This is a genomic window from Rathayibacter rubneri, from assembly GCF_023743255.1.
Lineage (GTDB): Bacteria > Actinomycetota > Actinomycetes > Actinomycetales > Microbacteriaceae > Rathayibacter > Rathayibacter rubneri.
This window is the reverse complement of sequence record NZ_JAMRYM010000045.1, coordinates 17960-28156: the sequence shown is the minus strand read 5'-3', so window position 1 is coordinate 28156 and position 10197 is coordinate 17960. Positions and strand designations below refer to the sequence as shown.

Sequence of the window (10197 nt, the reverse complement as noted above, 5' to 3'; positions counted from 1 at the left end):
CCGCGCGGCCCCCCGCCATGAGCGCCGTCCTCGGCGGCGACGAGCAGGCGCTCCTGGCGCGCCTGGACGAGCTCGGTCTCGAGCCCGCCAACTACAACGGCGGCGGCCGAGGCCATCGCGCGGGCCCGCTCGCGGACGAAGACGAGGGCGTCGGACTCGGAGAGGACGCCTGCTCCGGCCGCAGCCGTGATCTCGCCGACGGAGTGGCCCGCGATCCCGGCGATGCGGTCCCGGCCACCGCCCTCGAGCAGTGCGGCGAGGCTGACCAGCCCGGCCGAGACGATCAGGGGCTGGGCGACGGCGGTGTCGCGGATGGTGTCCGCGTCGGACTCGGTGCCGTGGGCGGCGAGGTCGATGCCGACGGCCTCGGAGTGGGCGGCCACCTGCTCCGCGACGGAGGGGACGGCCAGCCAGGGGGCGAGGAATCCGGGGGTCTGGGAGCCCTGACCCGGGGCGACGACGACGATCACGTGTTCAGTCTTCCGATCCGCGCCGCCGGGAGCGGCGCTGGTACGTACGGAGAAACCACAAAAGGCTTGTGGCGGTTCTACAACGGTCGGCGTTCAGCCGCGCGTCGGGCGGCGGCGGACGGCGCCGTCGGGATCGCTCATCGAGCCCAGGATCAGCGCGGACTGGAGGATCAGGGCCTCCCGCGCGCCGGTCGCGTCCCAGCCGATGACCTCGGCCACGCGCTTCAGCCGGTACCGCACCGTGTTGGGGTGGACGAAGAGCTCGCGCGCCGTGGCCTCCAGGGAGCGCCCGTTGTCGAGGTAGGCCCACAGGGTCGTGAGCAGCTCGGTCGAGTGCTTCTGCAGCGGCTTGTAGATCTGGGTGATCAGGCTCTGCCGGGCGAGGGGATCCCCGGCCAGGGCCCGTTCCGGGAGCAGGTCGTCGGCGCTGACCGGGCGCGGGGCGTTGCGCCAGGACCGGGCGACGGCGAAGCCCGCGAGGGCGGCCCGGGCGCTGCGTGACGCCTCGACCAGGGTCGGCACCTCGTGCCCGAGGACCAGGTGGCCCGTCCCGAAGCCGGGCTCGAGCGCCTCCGCGATCTCGAGGAACGCGACCGGCGGGCCGGTCTCCTCCGTCGCGTTCTCGCTCGGCTCGGCGCGGCCGATGACGAGGACGAGCCGGCTGCCCTGCACGCCGATGAGGACGTCGGCGTCCATGTGCCTCGCCGTGCGGCGCAGCTGGTCGACGTCGAGCATCTTGGGAGCCGTGCCGACCAGCACGGCCACCTCGCCGTGCCCGTGCCAGCCGAGCGCGGCGATGCGGCTGGGCAGCTCGTCATCCGCCTCGCCCGTGAGGATCGAGTCGACGACGAGAGCCTCGAGTCGGGCGTCCCACAGGCCGCGCGCCTCGGCGGCGCGGGCGTAGACGTCGGCGGCGGCGAAGGCGACCTCGCGCGAGTAGAGCAGGATCGCTTCGCGGAGGTCCTCGCTGCCGTTCTTGACCCGGTCCTCGACGACCTCGACCGTGACCTTGATCAGCTGGAGGGTCTGGGTCAGCGAGACGGAGCGGAGGAGCTCCCGCGGCGCCGCCCCGAAGACGTCGGCGGCGATCCACGGAGTGGCCGCCGGGTCGTCGAACCACGAGATGAACGAGGTGATGCCGGCCTGGGCGACCAGGCCCACCGCCGAGCGCCGCCCCGGAGGCATGGCTCCGTACCAGGGCAGCGTGTCGTCGAGGCGCTTGATGGTCTGCGTCGCGAGCTCACCGGCGATGGTGCGCAGCCACGCGAGGGTCTGCTCCTTGGTGCGGGCAGCACCCGGCCGGGAGGCCGGGGCTGCCGCAGCAGACCCTCGCGCGGTCGACGACGACCCGTGGGGGGAGGGCACCGACTCGACCGTCAGCTCTCGCCGCCCGCGTTGCCGGTGGTGCCGGCGTTGACGTCGTGCAGACGGTACTTCTCGATCGCCTGGACCGAGAGCGACGGGTCGACCTCGCCCTGCTTGGCGAGCAGCTGCAGCGTGCGCACCACGACCGACGGTCCGTCGATCTTGAAGTGGCGACGAGCGGCGGCGCGCGTGTCCGAGAAGCCGAAGTCGTCCGCTCCGAGCGTCGCGAAGTCGCCCGGGATGAACTGGCGCAACTGGTCGGGCACCTGGTGCGAGAAGTCCGTGACCGCGACGAAGGGGCCCTTCGCGTCGGCGAGCTTCTGCGTGACGTACGGCACCTGCTGGGCGTCCTCGGGGTGGAGGAAGTTGTGGTGCTCGGCCTTGATGCCGTCGCGCCGCAGCTCGTTCCAGGAGGTCACCGACCAGACGTCGGCCGAGACGCCCCAGTCCTCGGCGAGGAGCTTCTGCGCCTCGATCGCCCACGGCACCGCGACGCCGCTGGCGAGCAGCTGCGCCTTGGGGCCGTCCCACTGGCCCCAGGAGACGCGGTGAATGCCGCGGACGATGCCGTCCACGTCCACGTCCTCGGGCTCGGCGGGCTGCACGATCGGCTCGTTGTACACGGTGAGGTAGTACATGACGTTCGGGTCGGAGTGCTTCCCGCCGTACATGCGCTCGAGTCCGGACTGCACGATGTGCGCGATCTCGTAGCCGTACGCCGGGTCGTAGCTCACGACGGCCGGGTTGGTGGCGGCGAGGATCGGGGAGTGGCCGTCCGCGTGCTGCAGGCCCTCGCCGGTCAGCGTGGTGCGTCCGGCGGTCGCTCCGATCATGAAGCCGCGGGCCATCATGTCGCCCGCCGCCCAGATCGCGTCGCCCGTGCGCTGGAACCCGAACATCGAGTAGAAGACGTAGACCGGGATGAGCGGCTCGCCCTGCGTCGAGTACGAGGTGCCCACCGCGGTGAACGCCGCCAGGGCGCCCGCCTCGTTGATGCCGACGTGCAGGATCTGGCCCTGGGGGCTCTCCTTGTACGCCAGCAGCAGCTCGCGGTCGACCGACGTGTAGTGCTGTCCGCGCGGGTTGTAGATCTTCGCGTTCGGGAAGAACGCGTCCATGCCGAAGGTGCGCGCCTCGTCGGGGATGATCGGGACGACGCGGTTGCCGAAGTCCTTCGAGCGGAGGATGTCCTTCAGGATGCGGACGAACGCCATGGTCGTGGCGATCTCCTGCGTCCCGGAGCCCTTCTTGCCGATCTTGTACGCGGAGTCGTCCGGCAGGTTGAGCTGCGTGTACTTCGAGCGGCGCTCGGGGAGGTAGCCGCCGAGCGCGCGACGGCGCTCCTGCAGGTACTCGATCGCCTCGTCGTTCTGACCGGGGTGGTAGTACGGCGGGAGGTAGGGGTTCTCCTCGAGCTGGGCGTCCGTGATCGGGATCCGCATGGTGTCGCGGAAGCCCTTCAGGTTGTCCAGCGTCATCTTCTTCATCTGGTGGGTCGCGTTGCGGCCCTCGAAGCTGCGGCCGAGACCGTAGCCCTTGATGGTGTGGGCGAGGATGACGGTGGGCTGGCCCTTGTGCTCCGTCGCGGCCTTCATGGCCGCGTAGATCTTGCGGTAGTCGTGGCCGCCTCGGCGGAGGCCCCAGATCTGCTCGTCGGAGTAGTCCTCGACGAGCTTCTTCGCGCGCTCGTCGCGACCGAAGAAGTTCTCGCGGACGTACGCGCCGTCCTCCGTCTTGTAGGTCTGGAAGTCGCCGTCGGGCGTCTTGTTCATCAGGTCCAGGAGCGCGCCCTCGGTGTCGCGGGCGAGCAGGTCGTCCCACTCGCGGCCCCAGATGAGCTTGATGACGTTCCAGCCGGCGCCGCGGAAGTACGACTCGAGCTCCTGCACGATCTTGCCGTTGCCGCGGACGGGTCCGTCGAGGCGCTGGAGGTTGCAGTTGACGATGAAGTTGAGGTTGTCGAGGCCGTCGTTCGCCGCGACCTGGAGCTGACCGCGCGACTCGACCTCGTCCATCTCGCCGTCGCCGAGGAACGCCCAGACCTGCTGGTCGGACGCGTCCTTGATGCCGCGGTTGGTGAGGTACTTGTTCGCCTGCGCCTGGTAGATCGCGTTGATGGGTCCGAGCCCCATGGACACGGTCGGGAACTGCCAGAACTCGGGCATGAGGCGCGGGTGCGGGTAGCTCGAGAGCCCTCCGCCGCTGTGCGAGCGCTCCTGGCGGAAGCCGTCGAGCTGGTGCTCGGTCAGGCGGCCCTCGAGGTAGGCGCGGGCGTAGGGGCCGGGAGAGGCGTGGCCCTGGATGAAGACCTGGTCCCCTCCGCCCGGGTGGTCCTGGCCGCGGAAGAAGTGGTTGAAGCCGACCTCGTACAGCGAGGCGCTCGACGCGTAGGTCGAGATGTGGCCGCCGACGCCGATGCCGGGCCGCTGCGCGCGGTGCACGAGGATCGCCGCGTTCCAGCGGATCCAGGCGCGGTAGCGGCGCTCGACGTCCTCGTCACCGGGGAACTCGGGCTCGTTCTCGGGCGCGATGGTGTTGATGTAGTCCGTGGTCGGCACCATCGGAACGCCGAGGTGCAGCTCCTTGGAGTGCTTGAGCAGGCTGAGCATGACGTCGCGTCCGCGACCCGCACCCCGCTCCGCAACGAGCGCGTCGAGCGACTCGTTCCACTCCGACGTTTCCTCGGGGTCCGAGTCCACGTGACCGACGGAATACGGGTCCTGATCGTTAACAGTCACCCTCGACCTCTCTCTGGGGGCAGATCGTGCCCGAGACATCATTCTCATGAAGCGGTGCGGGATCCGCGCGCGGGCTGCGGATTGACGAGCCGCGCGCGGGCACCTGTGCCAGCCTAGCGATTCCGGCCTACTGTGGCGATCCACGACGGAAGCGCTCAGCGGTCTGTGGGGTTCCACCATCCGGAGGGCGCTCCGCGGCCATCGCGGACCGCTTCCGGACTGCCCGCTTCGCCGATCCCCCTTGGTGGGGGCTCCCAGCGGGTCTAGCATTGCCCCTCGTGCTCGCGCGACTCTCGTGCGCACGGAAGGACATCGGACCGATGGCTCTCGAGAAGCTGACGCTCGCTCCCGACTTCGAACTCGCCAACCAGTACGGCGAGCGGATCCAGCTCGGCGACTTCCACGGACGGCGCAACGTCGCTCTGGTCTTCTTCCCCCTCGCCTTCTCGGGCACCTGCACGGGCGAGTTCTGCGCCCTGCGCGAGAACCTCTCCCTGTTCGAGCACGCCGACGTCGAGGTGATCGGGATCTCGGTCGACTCGAAGCACACGCTGCGCGCCTGGGGCGAGAAGCAGGGCTACGACTTCACTCTGCTGTCCGACTTCTGGCCGCACGGCGATGTCGCCAAGCAGTACGGCGTGTTCGTCGAGAGCAAGGGCTACGCGACCCGCGCGACGTTCCTCATCGACCGCGAGGGCGTCATCCGCGACACGTTCATCACCGCGCCGGGCGAGCCGCGCTCGATCGAGGCGTACCGCGCCGCCATCGAGGCCCTGCAGCCGGCCCACGCCTGACGCCTTCCGCTCCCGGTCCGCTCCGCGAGGCGCCTCTCCGGCAGGGGTGTCGCGGAGTGCCGAGTACCGGAGTGGCATCGCGGTCGGAGTGATCGGGTGCCGGATCAGGTCAGGATGTTCACCGCGCGGGCGATGACCAGCGCGAGCAGGACGAAGCCGGTGACGCCCTCGACGGCCATCAGCAGCTTCGCGCGGCTCGAGAGCGGCATCGTGTCGGTCGGGCTGAACGCCATGGTGTTCGTCGTCGAGACGTAGAGGTAGTCGACGAAGCCCGGGCGCCAGTCGGCGCGCTCGGAGGAGGACGCCGAGACCTCCGCGACGGTGTCGCGGTACCCGTCCTGCGGGAACGCGAAGTCGGCGGCCGGGAGGCCGGCGCGGGGGAGCGTGCCGCGCGCGACGGGGCCGCCCCGATCGAGCTCCCAGAAGACCAGCGCGTAGGCGACGACGTTCGTGACCCACACCTGCAGAGCGGTGAGCAGGAGCAGCGGACCGTCCGTCGATCCGTCGACGAGCGCAGTGACCAGGGCGACGACGTTCACCTGGTTCGCCACCGCGAGCACGACGGACAGCGAGATCGACACCGTGCGCGACCACCTCGTCTCGCTGTCGAGCCGGTGCGGATTGACGACGAACAGCGGGACGAGGAGCGCCAGTGTGAGGGCCGCGGCGGCCAGTCGCACCGCGGAGGTCCGGTCGTCGTGCCCGACGACGTTGAGGACGACGGCCAGGAGGATCGCGGTGGAGGCGGGCCAGCGGTTCTCCGCGCGCCGCCGGGCGCGGTCTCCGGGGGCGTCGTCGGTCATGGGGCGAGAGTAGCGGCGGGCGACCCGCGCGTCGGCGCCCCGGCTCAGGAGCGACGGTGCCGTACGATGAGGACGCTCGTGCGGCCCGCCCGCCACGAGGGCCTTTAGCTCAGTTGGTAGAGCGCCACGTTTACACCGTGGATGTCATCGGTTCGAGCCCGGTAGGGCCCACTCCTCGCGCTGGTCGAAGCGCGGCGGTCGCGGATCAGCGCGACTGGCGGCGCTTGTAGGGCTTGGGCTGGCCCTTCACGACCGGGGCGCGGCCGGTGCCCTTGGAGGCCTTGGCCTTGCCTCCGGCGGGGGCGCTGATGCCGGGCTCGTCGCCGAGTGCGGCGAGCTCCTCGCGGGCCTGCGCCAGCCGCTGGCGGCCCGCCGCGGTGAGCACCGTGCGCGCGGCGCCCGGCTCGAACAGCGGGCGTCCGAGCTCGAGTTCGACGGCGGCGACGGAGGAGTCGAGCTTCTGCCGCGAGATGCCGAGCTTCTCTGCGGCGCGCACGAAATGCAGCTCCTCGGCGACCGCCACGAAGTGACGCAGCTGGCTGATCTTCATCCGGAACCCTTCGCGGCCGCGGGCACGGCCTCGGCCACCCTACGCGGTCGCGCGGGGGACGGCGGGGGTGGAATGCCGCAGCCCTCCGTCGATGGCCGCCGGATGTGCCGCTGATCCTTGTGTGGGAGCGCTCTCGCATCTACCCTCGCGCTCGTGGGCGGAACCCGAAGCCGCCCGCAGGGGAGGCCGACGTGGGCGCGCTCGTCTACAGCGGGATCGCCTCGATCGACGGGTTCACCACCGACGAGGCCGGCGGCTTCGCGTGGGCCGAGCCGCGACCCGAGGTGCACCGCTTCATCACCGAGACCGAGCAGCGGGTGCGGACGTACCTGTACGGGCGCCGGATGTACGAGACCATGCTGCCGTGGGAGGCGGGTTTCGCGCTCGCGGAGGACTTCGCCTTCATCCAGGACTACCAGCGGATGTGGCGCGCGGCCGACAAGGTCGTCTACTCCCGGACCCTCGACGAGGTGCGCACCGAGCGCACGCGGCTCGAGCGCCGCTTCGATCCCGCGCGGGCGAGAGTGGACGTCGCGGCGCTCGACCACGACGTGTCGATCGGGGGAGCCGAGCTCGCCGCCCAGGCGCTCCTGGCGGGGGTCGTCGACGAGATCCGCTGGTACGTCGTCCCGATCGTCGTCGGCGCGGGCACGCGGTTCCTGCCGCGAGGGCTCCGGGGCGCACTGGATCTCATCGAGGAGCGGCGCTTCGCCGACGGCACGGTGTTCCTCCGCTACCGGGTGGTGCACTGAGGCGCCCGAGGGCGCCCCGGCTCACGCGCCGACCAGCGCCGCGACCACTCCCGCGATCCGGGCCCCCTGGGAGCGACCGGCCTCGGCCGACGCGGCGCGCACCGACGGATCGAGCGAGTTCGGTCCGAACGCGCGGATCGACGCCTCGTCGGCGTAGACGACCTCGACGCGGGAGCCGGACAGGGCGTCCAGCTCGTTCGTCGGCAGCGTGCCGGCTCCCGGGGAGCCGATTCCGGGCAGCGGAGTGACGATGAGGACCCAGTCGGCTCCGGCCGCGAGATCGGCGTTGCTGCCGGAGCGCACGCCCCCGTCCATGTAGCGGACGCCGTCGATGGTGACCGGGGGCCAGACGCCGGGCACCGCGCAGCTGGCGGCGATCGCGTCGACGAGCCCGACTCCGCTCGAGCGGTCGAAGACGGCGAGCGCGCCCGTCGCGGTGTCGACCGCGGTGATCAGCAGGCGGCGCTCGGGCCAGTCGGCGTCGGCGACGCGAGCGGCGATGACGGCGCGGCGCGACTCCTCGGGCAGCGTGGCGGTCGACAGGGCGAGCGCGCCGATGCGGCGTCGCGCGTCCTCGGCCGACGCCGCGCCCTCGACCGCTGCGGCGAACATCGCCTGCAGCCCTTCGGCGTCGATGACGGCACCGATCTCGGCGGACTCCTCGCGCAGCTGCGAGGCGTACGACTCGTCGAGTCCGACGGAGGTGCTGAGCTGGGCGGCGACCGCCGAGCCGGCGGACGTTCCGATGAAGACGGTCGAGGGATCGAGCAGGAGGCGGGCCGCCTCGGGAGAGGCGTCTGCGATGCCGCGGACGATTCCGAGCTCCCAGGCGATCCCGGCGAGGCCGCCTCCGGCGAGGACGAGGGCACCGGGCATGACGTGTTCCTTCCGACGGGGGTCTGCGGCGTCGGCGGACGCGCAGCGGGGTCCACGCTGGCACATCGGCCTGGGTGCGGACTCCTCGCCCCGGTGTCCCGCTCGAGGGAGCGGGGTCAGGAGCGCTTGCGCTCGCGGACGATCGTCCAGACGTTGCGGCCGTCGACCCGCCGGTGGTCGAAGCGGGTGACGAGCGCCTGGATGAACGGGATGCCGCGGCCCGCCTCCGCCCACTCGTCGGGCATGGCCCGCGGGTCGGCGACGTCGACTCCGACCGCGTCACCGGTGTCCTCGAGGACCGCGCGCATCTCGTGCTCGTCCAGGCCGAGGTCGATCCGGCAGACGACGTCCCGGTCGGACCGGCCGTGCTGGAGGACGTTGGTCGCCAGCTCGACGACGGCGGTCGTGAACGCCATGCGGTCCCACGAGCCGAGCTCGGGGGCCTCGACCCACAGCTCCTCGAGAGCGGTGTGGACGTCCTCGAGGCCGTCCTCCGCCGTGCGGACGATCACCGAGCGCTCAGGCACCGGGAGCCTCCGCCGCTCGATCCGGCCCGACGGCCGACGCGCGGACCCGGGGATCCGTCGGCCCGGTGCTGTGCTCCATGCGTCCTCCTGCGGGCGTCCGCGCCCTGCGGTCCGGTCGGAGGATCACGCGGGAGGCGGTCCAGGACGGGGTCGTGCGACTCCGGATCCGGTGCGAGCGCCGGGAAGTCGATCCGGGACGACCGTACAAGGGATCGGGTCCCGCGGTGCGTTCCACCGCGGTCGGAGCGCGGGAGCGGCGGCGGACGATCCGGTCGGGTCAGCCGCGCGAGGCGGCGATCGCGTCGGCGGCGAGGCGCGCCGAGGAGGCCCGGTCGCGCAGCCAGAGGGGCACCGAGTGGGCGCGGAGCCCGGTGGACTCGAGTCCGGCGACGGCGTCCGCGTCCTCCTCGCCGACGAGCCAGGCGTCGAGCAGCCCGCCCGAGGAGCGGGCGCCGTAGTGCCGGCCGACGGCCCCGGCCGAGGTCTCCACGCCGATCGCGGCGAGGCAGGCGTCGGCCATGCCGCGCACGACCGCCCCGCCGATCACGGGGGAGACTCCGACGACGGGCGCCGAGGTCGCGCGCACCGCGTCGGCGATGCCGGGCACACCGAGGATCGTGCCGATCGACACGACGGGGTTCGACGGAGCGACGAGGACCGCATCCGTGTCCGCGATCGCCTCGAGGACGCCGGGCGCGGGACGCGCGGTCGCGACCCCCTGCTGCACGAAGCGGCGCGCCGGGACCGAGGCGCGCAGCCGCACCCACCACTCCTCGAAGTGCAGCAGGCGCACCCCCTCGCCGGGGAGCTCGACCTCGACGTGCGTCTCGACGTCGTCGTCGGACATGGGGAGCAGGCGGACGCCGAGAGGCCAGCGCGCAGTGATCCGCTCGGTCGCCTCCGAGAGGGTGAGACCGTCGCGGAGCATCGAGGTGCGGGCGATGTGGGTGCCGAGGTCGAGGTCGCCGAGGGTGAACCAGGGCCAGCCGACACCGAACGCGGTGAGCTCGGCCGAGACCCGCTCCGACTCGCCCGCGCGGCCCCAGCCGCGCTCGGTGTCGTTCACCCCGCCCAGGGCGTAGGTGAGGGAGTCGAGATCGGGGCAGACCTTGAGGCCGGTCAGCCACATGTCGTCGCCGGTGTTGGCGACGACCGTGATCTCGGAGGGACCTCCGCCCGCGGCCTCCAGATCGCGGAGGTGCTCCCGCACCGCGGAGGTGAAGCGGGCTCCGCCGACGCCGCCGGCCAGGATCGTGATGCGCATCCGTTCACGGTACCGCGGGTGGCGCGCACCGACGGAAACGGTGGCGCGTGAGCCTTAA

At 71.9% G+C, this 10197-nt stretch carries 10 protein-coding genes and 1 tRNA gene; 3 read left to right on the top strand and 8 right to left on the bottom strand.

Going from position 1 to position 10197, the window contains the following annotated elements:
- The 3 genes from NB037_RS11355 to aceE form a co-directional block, all read right to left on the bottom strand.
- Window positions 1-470 (bottom strand): ACP S-malonyltransferase (locus tag NB037_RS11355; protein ID WP_251945811.1); only part of this gene is annotated, 470 nt, incomplete at its 3' end.
- 93 nt (window positions 471-563) lie between these two features.
- Window positions 564-1730, bottom strand: coding sequence for a PucR family transcriptional regulator (locus tag NB037_RS11350; protein WP_251945815.1), 1167 nt, complete (start codon window positions 1728-1730; stop codon window positions 564-566).
- A gap of 116 nt (window positions 1731-1846) precedes the next feature.
- Window positions 1847-4573, bottom strand: a complete 2727-nt coding sequence (gene aceE / locus NB037_RS11345; RefSeq protein ID WP_207402407.1) for a pyruvate dehydrogenase (acetyl-transferring), homodimeric type — start codon at window positions 4571-4573, stop codon at window positions 1847-1849.
- A 320-nt stretch (window positions 4574-4893) separates the two neighbouring features.
- On the opposite strand from aceE, the gene NB037_RS11340 reads away from it, so the two are divergent.
- The gene (locus NB037_RS11340) at window positions 4894-5367 is read left to right on the top strand and encodes a peroxiredoxin (RefSeq protein WP_207402406.1); all 474 of its coding nucleotides are present in this window, start codon (window positions 4894-4896) and stop codon (window positions 5365-5367) included.
- 104 nt (window positions 5368-5471) lie between these two features.
- Here NB037_RS11340 and NB037_RS11335 read toward each other — a convergent pair whose 3' ends face one another.
- Window positions 5472-6170 (bottom strand): hypothetical protein, encoded by a 699-nt coding sequence (locus NB037_RS11335; RefSeq protein ID WP_251945809.1) that lies wholly within the window; start codon window positions 6168-6170, stop codon window positions 5472-5474.
- 98 nt (window positions 6171-6268) lie between these two features.
- Between NB037_RS11335 and NB037_RS11330 the strand changes: the two genes are divergently transcribed.
- Window positions 6269-6341, top strand: a tRNA-Val gene (locus NB037_RS11330).
- A gap of 34 nt (window positions 6342-6375) precedes the next feature.
- Here NB037_RS11330 and NB037_RS11325 read toward each other — a convergent pair.
- Window positions 6376-6720 carry a LysR family transcriptional regulator gene (locus NB037_RS11325; protein WP_251945807.1) on the bottom strand — a complete coding sequence of 115 codons (345 nt, stop codon included), beginning with the start codon at window positions 6718-6720 and terminating at the stop codon, window positions 6376-6378.
- A 191-nt stretch (window positions 6721-6911) separates the two neighbouring features.
- Here NB037_RS11325 and NB037_RS11320 point away from each other — a divergent pair, with 191 nt between their 5' ends.
- Window positions 6912-7472 carry a dihydrofolate reductase family protein gene (locus tag NB037_RS11320; RefSeq protein ID WP_251945805.1) on the top strand — a complete coding sequence of 187 codons (561 nt, stop codon included), beginning with the start codon at window positions 6912-6914 and terminating at the stop codon, window positions 7470-7472.
- Between the two features lie 21 nt (window positions 7473-7493).
- Here NB037_RS11320 and NB037_RS11315 read toward each other — a convergent pair whose 3' ends face one another.
- From NB037_RS11315 to cofD, 3 genes are all read right to left on the bottom strand, one after another.
- Window positions 7494-8348, bottom strand: a complete 855-nt coding sequence (locus tag NB037_RS11315) for a patatin-like phospholipase family protein (RefSeq protein WP_251945802.1) — start codon at window positions 8346-8348, stop codon at window positions 7494-7496.
- A 116-nt stretch (window positions 8349-8464) separates the two neighbouring features.
- The gene (locus NB037_RS11310) at window positions 8465-8875 is read right to left on the bottom strand and encodes an ATP-binding protein (protein WP_251945800.1); all 411 of its coding nucleotides are present in this window, start codon (window positions 8873-8875) and stop codon (window positions 8465-8467) included.
- A gap of 277 nt (window positions 8876-9152) precedes the next feature.
- A complete protein-coding gene (cofD, locus tag NB037_RS11305; RefSeq protein ID WP_251945799.1) occupies window positions 9153-10139 on the bottom strand; it encodes a 2-phospho-L-lactate transferase in 987 nt (328 codons plus the stop codon).
- Window positions 10140-10197 lie beyond the last annotated feature (58 nt).